Here is a 17,392-nt window from a genome sequence, read left to right on the forward strand (position 1 = left end):
GGGAAGGTGGCTTTTTTTATGGCCTTGCAGCGGGGCTATTTCTTGCTCGCGCCGCTTTCGAGGATCGAGACGATGGAGTAGAGCGTGAAGCAGATGGCTCCGAAACCCGTCAGGACGCGTGCGGGGACGAAATATTTGGGTTCGGAGAGCGCCGCCTCGTAGAGGAATGCCGCGAGGAAGAGGCAGGCCAGCGCCGTAAGCACCGGGATGATCGGGATGCGGTTGGCCAGCGGGAAATCGGCGTGCCAGATCTTTGCCAGCAGGATGACCTTGCTCGATATGCTCCAGCAGATCAGTGCCAGCCCTATGAGCACGAAGCCCACGAAGCTGATCGCCTCGCCCCGGAGCGTGAAGAGGAGGATCAGCCCCAGCACGAAGGCCAGGCCGCCCATCGCGAGCACCAGCCCCATCCACCGGCGGCGTTCTTCCATCGTATAGCTGCCCCGTGCCTGGCGTGCGATGCTGGCCACCAGCGCGATGAGCGACGTACAGACGCAGGCGATGCCGAACATGACGCTTCCCGCCACGATATGCGCCGGGAGCGTTCCCAGCGCGAAGAGCAGGATGCACCACACCCATGCCCCGGCGGCTATGGCCGACACGATGAAGATCAGCAGCGAACTCTGCCCGCGGGTGAAGCCTGCGGGGTTGACCGAGAAGGTGCTGTCACCCGAGTTCTTGGGGATCAGGCTGAACCGCGTCGAGGAGGTGGCCGCCGTCGAGACGCACGCTGTGATGAACCCCAGCCCGCAGACGACATGCCCCGTGACGAACGCCCCGGTCATGTGCGACTGGATGATGAAAAGCCCGCAGATGACCGTCATGGCGGCGACCGCATAGCCGATGGCCGGGAAAAGGTATTTCGCGGCGGCGGTATAGGTGCCGATGATCTGGCGGATGATGGTGGCGGCGGTACAGTAAAGCGCGATGCAGATCGAGCCCAGGAAAAAGAGCACGGGGCCTGCCGTGAGCCGCGAGGGGTCGTCGCCGGCGGCGAAAACGTAGGCGCCGTAAGCGAAACAGAAGGCTGCCATCGCAAGGGGAATGGCGCGGAAGAGGATGCTTATGCCATAGTTCATAATCGGAGTTTTTGTTATGCGCCAGCCTGCAAATCATGAACCAAACGAAAAAATGGCTATCTTTGCCCCATGGAAAATATCGTTTTCGACCTGGGCGGAGTGCTTTTTGCCCGCGACAGAAGCAAGTGTACGCAAGAATTCCACGACTTTTTCAGTTTCATCCGTTCGGAGCCCATGCCGGCTTTCTGGGAGGACTACGACCGCGGGGTGTCGACGCTCGACGAGGTGACCGGCATCCTTTCCGGGATCAATGCCTGCCCGCGCGCGAAATGCGAGGAGTACCTGCGTCTGTCGATCGACATGCAGGAACCCGTGAAGCCCACCGAGCAGCTTGTCCGCGACCTGAAGGCCGCCGGCTACAAGTTGTATGTGCTTTCGAACATGTCGCGCGAGTTCATCGACTTCCTGCGCCGTTTCCCCGTCTACGGGCTTTTCGACGGTGAGGTGGTCTCCTGCGAGGAGGGCGTGGTGAAACCCGAGCCGGAAATCTACCGGCGACTGCTCGGCCGTTACGGACTCGATCCTGCGCAGACGCTCTTTATCGATGACCGCCCGGCCAATATTGCCGCCGCAGCGGCGCTGGGTATCCGCGGGCAGCTGTTCGACCATTCGGCGCCGGCCGCAACCTGCGACCTGCTGCGCCGTCGGCTGCTGCCCCGAAAGTAGGGTAGCGCGTCAAGACCATATCCGGGTACTCCGTCCGTATAGCCGTACCCGCAGGCCGTTCGCTCCGCCCGCACGAATCGTCGGCTTCCTCTTTTGCAGCAGTTTTCCCTGTCCCGTGATCCGATCCGTCCGACGATTGAAAAATAAAAAGGGCCGCTCATTGCGAGCGGCCCTTTGCTTTGGATCGGATTCCGTTATTCGAAGTTGGCATCCTTCATCAGTTCATACTCCGGCGAGAGTGCGTACATGCGTACGTATTCGAACTTGCCGGTGTCGACGAGTTTGAATTCGAATGCGTGCGTCACCTTGCCCGTGCCCGAGCCGATGTGCTGCGTGTAGAGCATCATCTGTACGGTGTAGATCACGTCGATGCCGGAAATCATCTTGACATCGGGGTAGAGCGTACCCAGGGCGGCGGACATTACCTCGCCGAAACGCTTCTCTACTTCGTCGTAGAATGCCTGGTACGATGCGCGCATGGCATCCTTGTCTTCCGACCCCCAGTTGTCGTAGGCCGATATGTCTTCACCGGCTTCGCTCCAGTAGTATTTCGGAAGCGTGTTGATACGCCAGTTCAGGTTGGTGTAGCTTGCCGCGCAACCGCTGTAATATTCCGAATCCGTGAGGCGGCTCCCGCTACGGTTATCCGTCGTATAGGCGGCGTCCTTGTTCTGGAGTACCCAGTCCACGCAAGCCTGGTAGAAGCTCTTGCTGTAAGCGCTGCGGTCGGGGGCCACGACGAGCGTCATGCTGGGGTCGAAGTTCCATTTGCCGCTGACCTTCTTGAACGGGCCGTCGAGCGTCTCTGTGTCCTCGGTCTTGATCCAGTCCGCACCGTCGTAAGTGTACTCGTCGGCGAAGAGCAGGGTCACCTTGTCCGTCGAGTCGTAGAAGTGGTATGCCACGTTCATCTTCTCCTCGGCCAGGGCGTAGGGATATTTGTACTTCAGGTAGAGGGGCAGGTAGGTGTCCTGCGAGAACGACGAACTGAAGTTGGGATTGGTGGCGCCCATCTGCGTGTAGTCCTCGGGGTTGACCATCGTGGTGTTTTCTGCGGCTGCCCACGACGTGCCGTCGAAGGTGTAAATCGCATAGCGGTTCTTGGTCACCGCGGCGCGGGTCATGCCGAAGGAAGCTGCCGAAGCATTGGCTGCCGGCTTGACAGAAGTGACCATCGTATTGAGGAACTTGCTGCCCGATACGCCGATCGCATAGCCTTCCACGACGACTTCCTGTCCGTCGAGTGCTGGGTCTACGGCGCCGTCCAGGACATACGAGAGGCTGCCTTGTGCCGTCAGCGCTTCGTCGTTGATGACGTTGTAGTAGTTGCCGTCGATTTTCAGCGTACCCGTGTAACGCACGTACTGCGCCGTGGTCAGCGTCAGGTAACCGTCCATGTCGGTACCGTCCATTTCGCGGATCGCGGGGTAGGTGAACTTATTGGCCTCGGTATTGAGTTTGGTGACGGTCGATGCCGCGGGGTACTGGTTCAGCCCGGCATAAGCCGAAGTGGTACCTTCCACGCTGACCAGATCGCCGATGGCATAGGTTCCGGTCGGGTCGGCATTGGTATAGATGAGGATCGACCCTGTGCCGTCGTTGATGAGGAAGCCGCGCTTGTAGGTCGCTGCGATCTGTCCCTTCACGCTGAACGTGCCGGGATCGGCCGATGCGACGACGCCCACGGGCGTGAATGCGGGCTGCGAACCCTCCTCGGTGATCGTGGCGACCATCATGTTGGCGAATTTGGGTGCGTCGCCGCTCTTGCTGACGGAGAAGAGGTAACCGGTCGCGGTGACCTTCTTACCGTCCAGGCTCTCGTCGATCTGCCCCTTGTTGGGGAAGGAGAGGCTGCCGGTGGCCGTCGCGGCACCGTCCACCTTGAGGTTGTAATAGTTGCCGCTGATCGAGAGCGTACCCGTCAGGCTGACGAATTTGATCGACGTTGCGGTCAGGTAGGCGTCGAGCTCGCTGCCCGACATGGCCTGTGCCGTGGGGAAGGCGAAATTCTTGGTTTTCTCCACGAGCGTGATCTCGGCCGTGTTGCCGAATTGCATGCCGCTGTTGTATTCCGTAACGGCACCCTTGACCTTCACTACATCGCCTAGCGAGTAGTTCGACGGGGCGTTCAGATATACCAGAATAGCCCCCGTGGTGTCGTCGACGATAAAGCCGCGGGCATAGGCAGCCGAAACGGTGCCCTGCACGGTATAGTCGCCGGGGGCAATGATTTCGCTGATCTTGTTGATGGTCTCGGGGATTTCGCCGCCTCCGGTCGAAGGCTCCTGTTCGGAGTAGGCGTATTCGGCGATGACGTAGTCGCCGGCCTCGGCGTTCTTGACGGCCTCCTTGAGGATGCGCGGCAGGTAGTTGGCTGCCGGCTTACCGGGTGTAAAGTAGTCGGCCGTGATCTCCTCGCCCCAGGCTACCTCGTAGTCGGCGGCCTTGAGCTCGTAGGTCGAGGCGGAAGCGATGCCGGTGATGGCCTCGGATATCTCGCCGCGCTGGTTCTTATAGGTAACGGTGACAGTCGAGCCGTTCGAGAGGTAGCTATCGTAACCTGCAGCCAGGAATGCGGGCAGGTACGTCGTGGCGGAAGCGGCTTCGGAGAAACATTTTGCAGTGCCTACGGCGGCCAGGGCTGCCACTGCATCGGGCCCTGCGGCTTCGGCGATCGCCTTGTTGGCGGCGTTCGACGCGACGCTGGCGTAGTCGGCGTCGGTCATCGTGTATTTCAGCACCTGGACGTCGGTGATCTCCTTGTCGGGGTTGAACCCGTCCAGATACTCCTCGTTGTAATCGTCGACATTACAACCCCCCCCCACGAATGCTATCGTCGCAAGGGCCAGAAGGTATTTTACAATATGCTTGTTCATATGGTTCGCTGTAATTAGAAGTTAATTTTCAGTCTTACGGTATAGGTACGACCGAACGAGTACATTACGGCATATACGTTCTGCCAGATACCTTCGTCGGCTGCGGCGCACTGCGCGTCCATGATGTAGTTGTAGTCGTAGACGTTGTTCACGTTGCCGTAGATCGTGGCGCGTACGTTGCCGATCTTGAAGGCGTAGCTGGCCGAGAGGTCGAGCTGGTGTCCCCACGGAATTTTCCACGGGTCTTTCACGTCGACGGTCGAGTTACCGCTCAGGCTGGTCTGCGAACCGATGTAGAAGTCGGCGTAGTTGTTGCCGTAGGCGTTCCAGTCGGCGCTGACGCGCAGGCCCTTCATCGGGCGTACCGTGACGCCGAGGGCTCCGGTGGTCTGTGCCGAACCGCCGACCTTGATGCCTTTCTGCTTCAGGTTCAGCCATGCGTGGTCTTCAGCCATGATGCCCGAGGCGACCGTGCCGTCCAAAGCCTTGGTCAGGGGCTGCCCCTGCGTGTCGTAGATGTAGCCCTTCGAGTCGCTGTCCCACTGCCAGTCGCCCAGCGAAAGCATACCAGTCACGTCCAGCCAGCGGTTGGGGCGCAGTACGAAGTCCAGTTCGAGGCCCATGTGGCGTGCGTCCACACCCGAGAGGTTCACGCGGGCGTAGTCGCCGTTGGCCATCGAGCTGGAACGTACGACCGACTTGTCCATCCAGAGCGTGTAGTAACCGTTCAGGTTGACCGAAAGGATGCCCGAGCGGAACCCGTAGCCTACCTCGGCCGAGAAGACCTTTTCGTTCAGCGGGTCGGGGTTCTTGGCGTTACTCGTGGTGCTCTGCAGGAACGCGCCGCCCGAGAAGAACGGGGCGCGGCTGATGTAGCCCAGGTTGGCGAACACGTTGTGTTTCTCGTTGATGTTGTAGTTGGCGCCTCCCTTGACCGTGTAACCGATGAAGTTCACGTGCTCGGACTCGGCGTGTGCGGCGTCGTAGTAGAAGCGGTCGTAGCGCCAGTAGCCGGTGTTGGAAACCGAACCCGATACGAAGGCGTTGAGGTTTTTCTTCGTCCACTCCAGCTGGGCGAATACGCCTTCCTGGTGTACGTGGCCGTCGTAGTCGCGGTAAACCTTGTCGCCGACCTGTAATTTCTGGTATTTCCAGTTGGGATCGGCTGCGGCGGCGTTCTGCTCGGCCTTGACGTTCTTGCGGCTGTCGTCGTCGATGTAGTACTTACCGTCGTAGAGGTCGATGATCTCGTTGTTGTGCTCGCCGATGTAGTAGCGCACGTCGATACCGGCCGACAGTTCGAGCGACTTGGAGATTTGGTTGGTATAGGTCGAGAGCAGCCCGTACCACATGTGGTTGTTGTTGCTCTTCGACATGATCATGCGCGAACCGTCGGGACTGGCGGCGTTCATCTCCTGGATCTTGTCGTAGGCGAACGTGCCGTCGGGGTTACGGAAGGTGGTGTTCAGCACGCCGTAGTTGGTACCCTTCCACATGTTGCGGTCTGCCGAGGTGCGGCCCTGGCCCGAGTAGCCGCTGCCGCGTCCGATCGACATGTAGAGCGCCGTCGAGAGCGACGACTTGTAGTCGATCTGCCACTGGTGGTTCAGCGAGATCTGGGGCTTGTGGTATTCGTTGAAGTGCGAGTAGCGCTGCCTGCCGTTCTTGTCGAAACCGTACTCGGCGTTGTAGCGGTACATGTCCTTTTCGCCCATGAAGTTCTTGGCTTTCTGCCACTCCTCGATCTTCAGTCCGTCGTCGAGGGCATGGCGCTGCGCGTGCTTCTGCGGGGCGCCGAAGGCGGTCAGCGACAACTGGTGGCGGTCGTTGATGCGCTTCGAGATGTTGACGAACCAGTTGTAGCCTTCGAAGTTGGTTCCCTGGATGTAACCGTCGCCCCAGCGCTTCGCGCCGAGTACCGACAGTGCCCAGCCGCTCTTCGTGAGGCCCGTCGAGAGGCTGAACGAAAGGCTGTAAAGGCCATCGTTACCTACGCCGAACGAGAACGTGCCGCCCTGCTTGGCCTCGATGCCGTTGGTCACGATGTTGACCGAACCGCCGACCGAGGGAGACGAGATTTTCGAGGCGCCCAGGCCGCGCTGGGTCTGCATGCTGCGCGTCACGTCCGAGAGGCCGGCCCAGTTCGACCAGTATACGCCGCCCCACTCCATATCGTTCACGGGGACGCCGTTGACCATCACGGCCACGTTGGCCGCCTGGAAACCGCGCATGTTGATCTTCGAGTCGCCGAAGCCGCCGCCGTCCTTGGTCACGTAGACGCCCGGCGTCGATTTCAGGATTTCGGGGAACTCCTGTCCGCCGAGTTTGTAGCTGATCTCCTCGGCGTTGACCGTCGATACGGCTACCGGGGTTTTGCGCTGCACGGCCACCGACTGCATGACGATGACATCCTGCAATGCCACGGCGTCGGGCTCCATCTGGATGATGCCCAGGCGTGCGTTCGGGCCCGTGACGGGTTTTTTGGTCGGGACGTAGCCCACGTAGCTGATCTCGATCTCCTTGGCATCGGTCTTCAGCGTGAAGTTGCCGTCGACGTCGGTGCTGACACCCTGCGATGTGCCGGGTACGGTCACAGAGGCACCGATCAGCGGTGCGCCGGTCTCATCTACGATTTTACCCGTAACTGCCGATTGCGCGACAGCGGCGGACACTCCGAACAGAATCAGGGCGGCCGTCATGAGGAAATGTTGTAAATGTTTTCTCATACTTTTTAATGGATTAGTAAATAAAAGAGTGTAATGGATATTTCGGTTTCTTCATTTCTGGGTGTCGCGATCCGCGGCACTAATATCGGGGATTTCTCCGCTTCCGCCGGCGGGATGGTTGGAATTTCACAGGATTTTAACCCCCGGCAACCTTTCGGGAAGGCTTTGTGATACATAAAATACTGGGGTTTGTATAAAGTTGCGAGGGATACTCCGCGTGTGAGATACCCCTCGTCGTTGCGTATCGCCGGCCGTGCCCGGCGATAGCCGATATCCGGTTTGCATACCTTCTCCCGCACCGTATCGGTGATGCAGGGTGCCGGTGGAAACCGTTATTTCCATAAAGCCGTCCATAATTTGCTTATACAAATTTAAACCAAATATTTCACAGCCGCAACAGAACACCGCAAATTTTGTTCAAATATTTTTCAACCTGTTGACGGGCACTGCCTTGCACGTGCGGCACGTTCCTTGTGCAGCTGACTCGCATGCAGGCTTTCAAGGAACTATACTGGCGTTATTCGCTTTTCGTGTTGATCCTCGGACTGGGGGTCACGATCTTCATCGAGCTGACCCCGTTTTTGGGCGGGGTGCTGGGTGCCATGACGATCTACGTGCTGCTCCGGCGGCAGATGCATTACCTCACGGCCTGCCGCAAATGGCGGCGCAGCCTGGCCGCGTCGCTGCTGCTGGGCGAGGCGGTGCTGTGTTTCCTGGTGCCAATCAGCCTGATCGTCTGGATGGTCGTCAACCAGGTGCAGGACATCGCCCTCGCGCCCGAGTCGGTCGTCGAGCCGCTCAAGCACATCGCTGCGCTGATCCACGACAAGACGGGATACAACCTCTGGCAGGAGAAGAACATCACGTCGCTCGTGGGCGTGATCCCCCGGCTGGGGCAGTGGGTGCTGGGCAGCATCATGGATTTCGGCATCAACATCATCGTGCTGCTGTTCGTGCTCTATTTCATGCTCATCGGCGGCCTGCGCATGGAAGGCTACTGCCGCGAGATACTGCCTTTCAACCGGGACGTGGGCAGCAGCGTCATGCGCGAGGTGCACATGATCGTCCGTTCGAATGCCATCGGCATCCCCCTGCTGGCCGTCGTGCAGGGCGTCGTGGCGTTCGTGGGCTACCTGGTCTTCAACGCCCCGAGCCCGCTGTTCTGGGGCGTGCTGACCTGTTTCGCAACGATCATCCCCATCTTCGGGACGGCGCTCATATGGCTGCCGCTTGCGGGTTACATGGCGCTGACGGGCGACTGGGGGCCGGCCATCGGGCTGCTCCTCTACGGCGGGCTGGTCGTGACGCACGTGGACAACGTCGTGCGGTTCATCATGCAGAAGAAGATGGCCGATACGCATCCGCTGGTGACGATCTTCGGCGTTTTCATCGGGCTGTCGCTCTTCGGGTTCATGGGCGTGATTTTCGGGCCGCTGATGCTGGAGATGTTCGTCTTCTGCGTCAATATCTTCAAGAAGAAGTACCTCGACGGGACGTCGTACAAGCAGTTGTTCGTCCCCGAGCAGGATATTCAGGCATAGCCCGCCGGGCGCTTCCGGGCGGGGCGCTTTTACGAAAAGTAACCGTTTCCGGTGTTTTTTGTGAAAAATCCCTGTAAAATGGTTGGAATTTCAAATTGTTTATTATCTTTGTTATTGGAATAACAGTAAAAGCGGCAACAAGAACCCTTAATCAAAAATATCACAATGGCGAGAAATCTCAAAATCAGAGACCTTACGTTGCGCGACGGACAGCAGTCCTCGTTTGCGACGCGCATGTCGCAGGCACAGGTAGACCGTTGCCTGCCCTTCTACAAGGATGCAAATTTCTATGCGATGGAGGTCTGGGGCGGTGCCGTACCCGACTCGGTGATGCGTTATCTCAACGAGAACCCGTGGACGCGCCTGGAGACGATCTACAAGGCTGTGGGCAAGGTGTCGAAGCTCACGGCGCTTTCGCGCGGCCGTAACCTGTTCGGCTATGCGCCTTACCCCGACGACGTGATCGACGGCTTCTGCCGCAACGCGATCGAAAGCGGGCTGGGCATCATGCGTATCTTCGATGCCCTGAACGACGTGGACAACGTGAAATCGACGATCAAATACGTCAAGCAGTACGGCGGCATCGCCGACTGCGCCGTATGTTATACGGTCGACCCGAAATATCCCGAACCCTCCTTCATGCAGCGCCTGATGGGCAAGAAACAGCCGCAGCCCGTCTTCACGGATGCCTATTTCCTCGATAAGGCAAAACAGATGGCCGCACTGGGCGCCGACATGATTACCATCAAGGACATGTCGGGCCTGATCCCGCCGCGCCGTGTCGCCACGCTGGTCAAGCTGTTCAAGAAGAACATCTCGATTCCGGTCGATTTCCATACCCACTGTACCCCCGGCTACGGCCTGGCTTCGGTGCTCGCGGCCATCGTGGCCGGCGTCGACATCGTCGATACCAACTGCTGGTATTTCGCCGAAGGCACGGGTGCCCCGGCCATCGAGCTGGTACACGTCTTCTGCAAGAAGCTCGGCGTTGATACCGGTGTGAACATGGAGGCCGTGGCCAAGATCAACACCCAGCTGCGCGAGATCCGCAAGGAGCTCAACCAGTCGGTATTCGGCGCGGACAAACCCGAGCCCAAGGCGTTCAACCCGCTGACCGACAAGCTGCCCGCCGAGATCGACGCCCTGTTCGACAAGGCTATCGCGGCCGCCAAGGCCGACGATGAGGACGCTACGATCGACGCCTGCCGCAAGATCGAGGCCTATTTCGGGTTTCCGGCTCCCAACGAACTGGTGCAAAAGGCCGAGATACCCGGCGGCATGTACTCGAACATGGTCGCCCAGCTCAAGCAGCTCAAGGCCGAGGACATCCTGCCGCGCGCCATGGAGCTGATCCCCTCGGTGCGCCTGGCCGCAGGCCTGCCGCCGCTGGTGACCCCGACCTCGCAGATCGTCGGTGCGCAGGCCGTCAACTGCGCCCTCGACGAGAAGGCCGGGCGTCCGATGTACACCAACAAGAGCTCGCAGTTCGTCGGCCTGGTCAAGGGCGAGTACGGACACACGCCCGTGAAGATCGACCCCGAATTCCGCTTCAAGATCTGCGGCGTGCGTGAGGAGACGCCCTACGATACGTCGAAATACCAGATGCAGCCCAACCCCGAGCTGCCCGAGGCCGGAGGTGTGAAGCTCGCCGCCAACGGGAAAGAAGTGCTGCTGCTCGAGCTGTTCCCGATGGTCGCCAAGACATTCCTCACGGACATGAAGGTCAAGGCTTACGCCGCGGCCAAACCCGCCGAGCCCAAGGCCGAGGAGAAGAAAGTCGAGGAGGTGAAGAAGATCGTCATCACGGGCAATGCCGTGACGGCGCCGCTGCCCGGCCGCATCATCGAACTCAAGGTCAAAGTGGGCGATACGGTCAAGGCCGGCGACGAGATCGCAGTCCTGGAGGCCATGAAAATGGAGAATTCCGTGACGACCGATTACGCCGGCACGGTGAAGCAGGTGCTGGTGCAGCCCGGCGAGAACGTGGCGACCGACGCCGTACTGGCCGAGATCGGATGATCCCCTCCGGCACATTCGTCCGAAGAATGGGCAGCCGGCTGTATGTCGGTTGCCCTTTTTCGTGCGGTTTTCCTGAAAAACAGTATATTTGTACCATCAAATAATTAAACCTCAGACTTATGGCATTTCTAAAAGAATTCAAGGAGTTCGCCCTCAAGGGGAATGTGATGGACATGGCCGTCGGTGTAATCATCGGCGGTGCATTCGGCAAAATCGTCTCGTCGTTGGTGAACGACATCCTGATGCCGCCGATCGGGGCGCTGATCGGCAATACCGATTTTTCGCAGCTGCGGCTCGATATTTCGAAGTTCCGGGACATGACTTCGAGTGCCGTGCATGCCGTCGGCGACGTCGTGACGGGCGGCGGCGAAGCCGCTGCAAAGGCGGCTGCCGAGCCCGTTTACTGGAATTACGGCGCCTTCATCCAGCAGTGCATCGACTTCACGATCCTGGCGTTCTGCGTCTTCCTGATGGTCAAACTGATGAACCGCCTGATGCGGAAAAAGGAGGAGGCAGCTCCGGCACCCGCTCCCGAACCCGCACCCACGAAGGAGGAGTTGCTGCTGACGGAGATCCGCGACCTGCTCAGGGAGCAGAAGAAATAATTACCCGATACGTACAGCGGGCTGTCTGCATTTGGCAGGCAGCCCGCTTGTATTTGCGCGTGCCGGCCGTGCCCATGGGATTGTGGCAAGGGAGGGGAACCCGCTGCCCGGCCCGGCGGTCTTATTGGTCGGACTCCTTTTTGTGCGTATACTCCTGTAATATATAAGTGGTGAAGATCGGGAACATCATCATTCCCAGCGTAGGCAGCAGGATGGTGATGACCTTGCCGATGGCCGTGACGGCGAATATCTCGGCTCCGACGGTCGTGACGTTCATCCAGGCCCACCACAGGGCGTTTCCGAAACCGTGGAGTTTGTCATTGACGAATATTTCGTAGTCGTAGAAGACCAGTGCCGAGATATAGGTGAAAACCACGACCGTGAAGATGTAGGCCGTGAATAGCCGGCGGATCTTGTTGTCCACGAGCCATCGCACGACCACGTAGAGCGCCAGGAACGCCCGCATGAGCGGCATCACCCCGATCAGCATGGCCCAGTAGCGGGGGAGGTCTGCACCGCTCCAGGCCAGGATGTTCAGGTAGGGGATCGAGATCAGGAAGAACAGAATGTTCCGCCCGAAGAAGCGTCCTTTACGTTCGGCCGCCGCCCAGCGTACGAAAAAATCGCACAGGAAAAGGATGCAGACCACCAGCTGCACGGTCAGGTAGCTCTGCGAAAAACGGGTGTGGTCTCCGCCGATGATTTCCCACGAGACCGCGGCGAGCAGGACTACGCCGGCAATTACTTTGAGTATGCTCAGGGAATTGGCGATTTCGTTGCGTGATGTGTCTGTCAGCGGCATGTCATTCTGTTTGCCCACAGGCGGGCAAAATCGGTGCCAAAGCCCCGGAGTCTGAATTTTCCGGTGATTTTTTGCCGAAAGATTTTGCATGAATAAAAAATTCTATTACCTTTGCACTCGCTTTGATGCAATGGCGGGTTAGCTCAGCTGGTTAGAGCGCATGATTCATAATCATGAGGTCCCGAGTTCAAGTCTCGGACCCGCTACGAAATGTAAAAGGTTTAAAACGAGTTTATTATGAAACTCTTTTTAGACCTTTTGTTTGTATATACCCGTTCATACTACCGTAGTTTCCCCAAATAACGCGACAAAATGATGCGTTTAGATGACATTTTGGTGCGGGGAAGTGCAAAAATGCGTGAAAAATTTAAACCTATTTTACACCATGGCTACCGTTAGTATTTATTATGACATGCGCTATAAGAGCGCATCAGGCAAAAACCAACTCTACTATCGGGTAAATCTTCCCGGCAGTCGTAATTTCAACATTAAAACCGGGCTATCTATTCCGTCGGAATGGTGGGACGGATACGAAATTGTCAAAGCTCCCCAGCGCGATAAGATGAATCGGATTCTGCGTGCTGGCCGTACCCATGTGGAAGAGGCATTACTGACCGTGCAGCTTTCGGTCGGTCTGCGACTCAAAACCTCGGAAATCCGTGCCCGTGTACAGGCTATTCTCGACGGCAATGAATACAAAGACCCAGATGCAATGACATTCAACAGATTCTTTGTGCAATTCATTGATCGGAAAGATCGGGAAAACACGGCGAATACATATCGTCATACTTTATCCAAGATCAACCGATTTGCCGAAGCATCAGGTCGAACCGATGATTGGAATTTTGAGGATATCACACTCGATTGGCTCAATCGGTTTGAACGCTACCTGAAAACCCAACATCTCGACAGCAAAGGAAAAGCCATCGAGGGGGTTCGCCAACTCAAGACCAATGGTATAGCAATTCATTTCCGAAATATTCGGGCCGTAGTAAATGCGGCGATCGACGAAGAATTGACTACACTCTATCCTTTTCGCCGATTTAAGATCAAGCATGAGGAAACGGCCAAGAGGTCGCTTACGGTCGAAGAACTCCGTACGCTGCGGGATTACCCTTGTGAGCCGCATCAAGAAAAGTATCGGGATCTATTTTTATTGATCTTCTACTTGGTCGGGATAAACACTATCGACCTGTTCAACCTGACCGGTATCCATAATGGCCGGATAGAGTACCGGAGATCGAAGACAGGACGGCTGCTTTCTGTCAAGGTAGAACCCGAAGCGTTGGCTATCATCAATAAATATAGAGGGACAAAAAATCTGCTCGATGTTCTCGACACGTACAAGAACTACAAAGATTTCGTACATCGTATGAATAACAATCTACACAACATCGGTACTGTGGAGCGCAAGGGGCGCGGGGGCAAGAAGAACCGCACTCTACTGTTTCCAAAGCTCTCTACCTACTGGGCGCGTCATACTTGGGCGACGATGGCCGCAGAACTTGATGTACCTGATGAAACGATTTCCCTCGCTTTGGGGCATTCATCCGGTAACCGGGTGACAAATATCTATATCAATCGCAATCAGAAAAAAGTGGATGTTGCTAATAGGAAAATAATTAATTATTTATTTTTGGTGTAAAATACAAATATTTCTTACTTTTATAAGAAAAATTTAATTGAAATATCCTATAACACCTGCCATTCTAATGCGACAATTAGTACTTTGCAAAAAAATGAGAGTTCTTGATTACATATGTCAAGAACTCTCTCCTTTAAAAATACTTACATTAATGTAATTCTGTGTGGATGCCTAAGCTGAAATGAAGATTTTTAGAACCCTTTTTATTTATAAGTTTTCAGAAAAATCTCACATATCATTATTTATCCTCGCTACCCACCATAGTCCGAGCAATGACAAAAATAACAAAAAAACATTAATATGACAAAAAAAATCACATCAATAAAATTAGCCAACTCGAATTTGCATGAAATTCCGGAAAATGTGTTTTTACATGGCAATCTTCGGAAATTAAATTTATCCAACAATAAAATTACGAAGATCAGCTCCAAAATTACAGCTTTAAAAAATTTAAGAACTTTAGATTTATCATATAATAAATTAACACAACTTCATGCTGCTATTTTCAAACTACCGAATTTACGAACTCTTATCATTTCTAATAATGCAATCAAAACCTTACCCAAGCAAATAGCAAATTTATCAAAATTAAAAATTTTCATTGCACCAAACAATAAAATCACAGATGCGAATTTAGAATTATTACCTAATAGCCTTACAAAGCTTAATTTAACAAATAATTATATCTCTAATGTAAATTGGATTGAGAGACTAACTTCCTTACAGTTTCTTTGGATTGGAGGCAATAAACTTTTATCAAACAAATCAGTCAATTCCATACTGCAAAACTTGCCAGAACTAAAAAATGTATATCCCCACGATTATCATCTACAATCGGATAGAGATATTCTTACACAACATATAACTCCGTTAATCAAACCTCGCCTCATAGAAATTAATAATACCACAAAGAAACCTGTGAAAATATTTATTAGTTATTGCCACGTTGATAAGATATGGCTTGAGCGTTTGAAAACGCATCTAAAGGTATTATCTAATTTAAACATTGACGTAGACTATTGGGATGACACAAAAATTAAGGCTGGTCGCGTTTGGGTAAAAGAGATAGAACAAAATTTAAATAGCGCAACTTTAGCTATTCTTCTTGTATCTACAGACTTTCTTGCATCGGAATTTGTAATGAGAAAAGAAATTCCTCAATTACTAGAAAAAGCAGAAAAGCAAGGTACGACAATAATGCCATTGCTTGTTGCACCATGTATGTTTACGGATTCTGATATTTCACAATTTCAGGCCATAAATTCGCCTGAAAATGTGCTTGAAGATATGAGTAAAACAGATCAAGATCGGATATTTATTAAGTTAATGCATGAAATTAAAAGACATATCTAACTCAATGTATGCCCTGTGCTATATATTTTGATCTTCACGCGGTCGAAACAGAATGCCAAGTACGCAAGGCCGAGCAGGTTCTGCGGGAGCTGCCACAAGTAGAGCAGTACCGCCCATGCTGTTTTCAGAAATTTTTTCATCGGTTTCGTTTTTTAAGTTCGATATAATCGGTGTAGACGATCCGTGTATGCGGGTTCGACGACACGACCTCCTGCCGTATCGCTTTGGTTCCCCAGCGGATGAAGAGGAAGCGCCGCGGTACCCGGTGTACGACCTGCCGGAGCGTGTCGGTGCTCTCGACGCGGCATGCGACCGAGTCGCGCTCGATCAACCCCTCGACCGTCACCCACGGATCGCGCCAGCGAAATGTCTGCATCGAGTCAATAATGACCGCCCCGGCCGGGGTCTCCCGGACGACGGCTGTGTCCCGGAGTTTTGCCCGCAGTTTTACGACGGTCGCCGTCGCGGTCTTGGCCGTCGATTCGACCCGCTTGAGTTTAATGCCGAGATCGCGGATGCTCTCGGCATCTGCCGCCCGGAGTCGCTCCAGCTCCGAGACGCGGAGATTCAGCACCATGTTCGACGCGGCAGCCTTGCCTGCCTTTGTCCGGTAGATTTCGACATCGGACATCAGCGCGGTCTGGTTCGACTCCAACCGACGGCGCTCGCGCTTCTCCGAGCGGAGCCGTGCGGTCTGCAACCACAGTAGGCCGCCCACGATCAGCAGCGCGAGGAATAGGTACTTTTTCATGCCTTTTCGAGCGTTTTGGATATCTTGAGAATCAGCCCCGCATAATCCGCCGGCTTTGCCGTGCAGTATCCGCAGGCCGCAACCCGGTAGGCGAACTGGTACACGTCATCCTTGTACGGGCGGGCAGGGGCATAGCGTTCGGTCAGCAATATGCGGGAGTGGTCGGTCAGGCAGTCCCGGACAGAGGGATAATCGCGGAAGGCCCGGTCTACGACATATTTGTAGCGCCCGTCCGGCATCCGCGTAATGGAATGTATTTTGGGGAATCGGTGGCCCTGCTTGTCGTCGTCGAAGTACTCGAATGTCCGCACGTATTTCACCGCCCCGCGCCACTTCTTCGAGGCTGTTATGCCGAATAGGTTGTTGCCGATGGCGGACTTTCCCCAGCCGGTTTCGAGCGCGGCCTGCGCGGCCACGAAGAGCGGGTTCAGCCCGGTTTCCTCGCATGAGGCCGCGATGTCCGGCCAGTAGGTTTTCTTAAATTCTTTCGGTGTCATGATCTTGGTCGCCTTTATAATTTTATATGCCGCGGTCTTCCTATTCGTCCTTTTACATTGATCACGAGCGCCTCGCGGCCACCAGCTGCCGGGATAATTTTCGCTCCTTTTACAATATCCGGGATATTGATTGCCGAGCCGACCTGATAGCCGTCGCACATCAGGAGATAAGTGGCTGCAAAACCGTCTTCTGTTTCCACTTTCTCAAGGGTGTAATTTGCTTTCATGGTAGTTTGGTGTTTGAGTGGTTTTTACTCCTCGTCGTAAATATCCGGGTTCGGCATGAATTCGGGGCCGGGGGCTTGCTCGTCTCTGGCCGGGCCGCGGGGGTTGCCGGCCTGCCGGCCTGCTCTCTCCATGTACTCCAGCACCGCGGCCACGATGCCCTGCGTCTCCCGGTTCTTCAACGCCGATCCCAGCGCGGCCGCCGCATCCGCGATCTTGGCCTTTTCCTTATCCTCGGACTTCTCATATACGCTCTTCAGCTCGATGAAGCCGATGAACATGGCCCCCAATACCGTCAGAATCGGAATCAGCGGCAGGCGGCTCCCGGTCTGCTCGTTGATCTGCCACACGGTGAGCATTTGCACGGCGTCGATTGCCGTCACCACGAAAATCAGATTGAAATACTTGGCGATCTTCTCGACGGTCTTGCGGTAGCCGAGCGATGATCGCAGCTCCCCGCGTTTGCGGGCTTTGCGGATACCCGCCCACAGGTCGAGGAAAATCACGAACAGTACGAGCAGGTAAACGATCGTGAGGATGATGAGCTGCGGACGTATCGCCGCGAAAATATGATCTATCATTGTATATTTGTAATTAGTTAATTAAA

General features: G+C 55.3%; 15 protein-coding genes and 1 tRNA gene. 7 read left to right on the forward strand and 9 right to left on the reverse strand.

From position 1 onward, the window contains the following. Window positions 1-35: 35 nt before the first annotated feature. Complete coding sequence (locus QVP03_RS00250) at window positions 36-1,079, reverse strand: DUF2776 family protein (protein ID WP_022331699.1); 1,044 nt, start codon at window positions 1,077-1,079, stop codon at window positions 36-38. Between the two features lie 69 nt (window positions 1,080-1,148). Between QVP03_RS00250 and QVP03_RS00255 the strand changes: the two genes are divergently transcribed. Further along, window positions 1,149-1,745: an HAD family hydrolase gene (locus QVP03_RS00255; protein ID WP_022331700.1), complete on the forward strand. Its 597-nt coding sequence runs from the start codon at window positions 1,149-1,151 to the stop codon at window positions 1,743-1,745. Window positions 1,746-1,939: 194 nt separating this feature from the next. Here the strand turns inward: QVP03_RS00255 and QVP03_RS00260 are convergent, their stop codons facing one another. Both QVP03_RS00260 and QVP03_RS00265 read right to left on the reverse strand, forming a co-directional pair. Then, window positions 1,940-4,621 carry a hypothetical protein gene (locus QVP03_RS00260; RefSeq protein ID WP_022331701.1) on the reverse strand — a complete coding sequence of 894 codons (2,682 nt, stop codon included), beginning with the start codon at window positions 4,619-4,621 and terminating at the stop codon, window positions 1,940-1,942. Window positions 4,622-4,635: 14 nt separating this feature from the next. Further along, on the reverse strand, window positions 4,636-7,347 hold the full coding sequence (locus QVP03_RS00265) for a TonB-dependent receptor (protein ID WP_022331702.1): 2,712 nt from the start codon (window positions 7,345-7,347) through the stop codon (window positions 4,636-4,638). A 488-nt stretch (window positions 7,348-7,835) separates the two neighbouring features. On the opposite strand from QVP03_RS00265, the gene QVP03_RS00270 reads away from it, so the two are divergent. The 3 genes from QVP03_RS00270 (at window position 7,836) to mscL (ending at window position 11,512) form a co-directional block, all read left to right on the forward strand. Further along, window positions 7,836-8,888, forward strand: coding sequence for an AI-2E family transporter (locus QVP03_RS00270; RefSeq protein ID WP_022331703.1), 1,053 nt, complete (start codon window positions 7,836-7,838; stop codon window positions 8,886-8,888). Between the two features lie 165 nt (window positions 8,889-9,053). Beyond that, window positions 9,054-10,907: a biotin/lipoyl-containing protein gene (locus QVP03_RS00275; RefSeq protein ID WP_022331704.1), complete on the forward strand. Its 1,854-nt coding sequence runs from the start codon at window positions 9,054-9,056 to the stop codon at window positions 10,905-10,907. Between the two features lie 119 nt (window positions 10,908-11,026). Beyond that, window positions 11,027-11,512 carry a large conductance mechanosensitive channel protein MscL gene (mscL, locus tag QVP03_RS00280; RefSeq protein ID WP_022331705.1) on the forward strand — a complete coding sequence of 162 codons (486 nt, stop codon included), beginning with the start codon at window positions 11,027-11,029 and terminating at the stop codon, window positions 11,510-11,512. 121 nt (window positions 11,513-11,633) lie between these two features. On the opposite strand, the gene QVP03_RS00285 is transcribed toward mscL, so the two are convergent. Further along, the gene (locus QVP03_RS00285; protein WP_256166095.1) at window positions 11,634-12,314 is read right to left on the reverse strand and encodes a potassium channel family protein; all 681 of its coding nucleotides are present in this window, start codon (window positions 12,312-12,314) and stop codon (window positions 11,634-11,636) included. Window positions 12,315-12,446: 132 nt separating this feature from the next. On the opposite strand from QVP03_RS00285, the gene QVP03_RS00290 reads away from it, so the two are divergent. From QVP03_RS00290 to QVP03_RS00300, 3 genes are all read left to right on the forward strand, one after another. After that, window positions 12,447-12,520 (forward strand) — tRNA-Met (locus QVP03_RS00290). 119 nt (window positions 12,521-12,639) lie between these two features. Further along, on the forward strand, window positions 12,640-13,959 hold the full coding sequence (locus tag QVP03_RS00295) for a tyrosine-type recombinase/integrase (protein WP_022331707.1): 1,320 nt from the start codon (window positions 12,640-12,642) through the stop codon (window positions 13,957-13,959). A 300-nt stretch (window positions 13,960-14,259) separates the two neighbouring features. Next, window positions 14,260-15,312, forward strand: coding sequence for a leucine-rich repeat domain-containing protein (locus QVP03_RS00300; RefSeq protein ID WP_022331708.1), 1,053 nt, complete (start codon window positions 14,260-14,262; stop codon window positions 15,310-15,312). On the opposite strand, the gene QVP03_RS00305 is transcribed toward QVP03_RS00300, so the two are convergent. From QVP03_RS00305 to QVP03_RS00325, 5 genes are read right to left on the reverse strand one after another with little or no spacing between them, the layout of a single operon-like run. Next, window positions 15,309-15,452 (reverse strand): hypothetical protein, encoded by a 144-nt coding sequence (locus tag QVP03_RS00305; protein ID WP_022331709.1) that lies wholly within the window; start codon window positions 15,450-15,452, stop codon window positions 15,309-15,311. The genes QVP03_RS00300 and QVP03_RS00305 overlap by 4 nt on opposite strands. Further along, window positions 15,449-16,063 carry a DUF6549 family protein gene (locus tag QVP03_RS00310; protein ID WP_022331710.1) on the reverse strand — a complete coding sequence of 205 codons (615 nt, stop codon included), beginning with the start codon at window positions 16,061-16,063 and terminating at the stop codon, window positions 15,449-15,451. The genes QVP03_RS00305 and QVP03_RS00310 overlap by 4 nt, the downstream gene beginning before the upstream one ends. After that, a complete protein-coding gene (locus QVP03_RS00315) occupies window positions 16,060-16,560 on the reverse strand; it encodes a glycoside hydrolase family 73 protein (protein WP_022331711.1) in 501 nt (166 codons plus the stop codon). The genes QVP03_RS00310 and QVP03_RS00315 overlap by 4 nt, the downstream gene beginning before the upstream one ends. Before the next feature lie 14 nt (window positions 16,561-16,574). Continuing rightward, window positions 16,575-16,787 carry a hypothetical protein gene (locus QVP03_RS00320; protein ID WP_022331712.1) on the reverse strand — a complete coding sequence of 71 codons (213 nt, stop codon included), beginning with the start codon at window positions 16,785-16,787 and terminating at the stop codon, window positions 16,575-16,577. 24 nt (window positions 16,788-16,811) lie between these two features. Continuing rightward, window positions 16,812-17,366, reverse strand: a complete 555-nt coding sequence (locus QVP03_RS00325) for a phage holin family protein (RefSeq protein ID WP_022331713.1) — start codon at window positions 17,364-17,366, stop codon at window positions 16,812-16,814. Between the last annotated feature and the right edge of the window lie 26 nt (window positions 17,367-17,392).

This window comes from Alistipes sp. CAG:29, from assembly GCF_000435435.1.
Classification (GTDB): domain Bacteria; phylum Bacteroidota; class Bacteroidia; order Bacteroidales; family Rikenellaceae; genus Alistipes; species Alistipes onderdonkii.

What these genes read in the sequence shown, in the direction of transcription:
- QVP03_RS00270 (WP_022331703.1), top strand. Translation starts at nt 7,836, where the DNA reads ATGCAGGCTTTCAAGGAACTATACTGGCGTTATTCGCTTTTCGTGTTG.
- QVP03_RS00310 (WP_022331710.1), bottom strand. Translation starts at nt 16,063, where the DNA reads ATGAAAAAGTACCTATTCCTCGCGCTGCTGATCGTGGGCGGCCTACTG.
- QVP03_RS00305 (WP_022331709.1), bottom strand. Translation starts at nt 15,452, where the DNA reads ATGAAAAAATTTCTGAAAACAGCATGGGCGGTACTGCTCTACTTGTGG.
- QVP03_RS00260 (WP_022331701.1), bottom strand. Translation starts at nt 4,621, where the DNA reads ATGAACAAGCATATTGTAAAATACCTTCTGGCCCTTGCGACGATAGCA.
- mscL (WP_022331705.1), top strand. Translation starts at nt 11,027, where the DNA reads ATGGCATTTCTAAAAGAATTCAAGGAGTTCGCCCTCAAGGGGAATGTG.
- QVP03_RS00255 (WP_022331700.1), top strand. Translation starts at nt 1,149, where the DNA reads ATGGAAAATATCGTTTTCGACCTGGGCGGAGTGCTTTTTGCCCGCGAC.
- QVP03_RS00300 (WP_022331708.1), top strand. Translation starts at nt 14,260, where the DNA reads ATGACAAAAAAAATCACATCAATAAAATTAGCCAACTCGAATTTGCAT.
- QVP03_RS00295 (WP_022331707.1), top strand. Translation starts at nt 12,640, where the DNA reads ATGACATTTTGGTGCGGGGAAGTGCAAAAATGCGTGAAAAATTTAAAC.
- QVP03_RS00320 (WP_022331712.1), bottom strand. Translation starts at nt 16,787, where the DNA reads ATGAAAGCAAATTACACCCTTGAGAAAGTGGAAACAGAAGACGGTTTT.
- QVP03_RS00250 (WP_022331699.1), bottom strand. Translation starts at nt 1,079, where the DNA reads ATGAACTATGGCATAAGCATCCTCTTCCGCGCCATTCCCCTTGCGATG.
- QVP03_RS00275 (WP_022331704.1), top strand. Translation starts at nt 9,054, where the DNA reads ATGGCGAGAAATCTCAAAATCAGAGACCTTACGTTGCGCGACGGACAG.
- QVP03_RS00285 (WP_256166095.1), bottom strand. Translation starts at nt 12,314, where the DNA reads ATGCCGCTGACAGACACATCACGCAACGAAATCGCCAATTCCCTGAGC.
- QVP03_RS00265 (WP_022331702.1), bottom strand. Translation starts at nt 7,347, where the DNA reads ATGAGAAAACATTTACAACATTTCCTCATGACGGCCGCCCTGATTCTG.
- QVP03_RS00325 (WP_022331713.1), bottom strand. Translation starts at nt 17,366, where the DNA reads ATGATAGATCATATTTTCGCGGCGATACGTCCGCAGCTCATCATCCTC.
- QVP03_RS00315 (WP_022331711.1), bottom strand. Translation starts at nt 16,560, where the DNA reads ATGACACCGAAAGAATTTAAGAAAACCTACTGGCCGGACATCGCGGCC.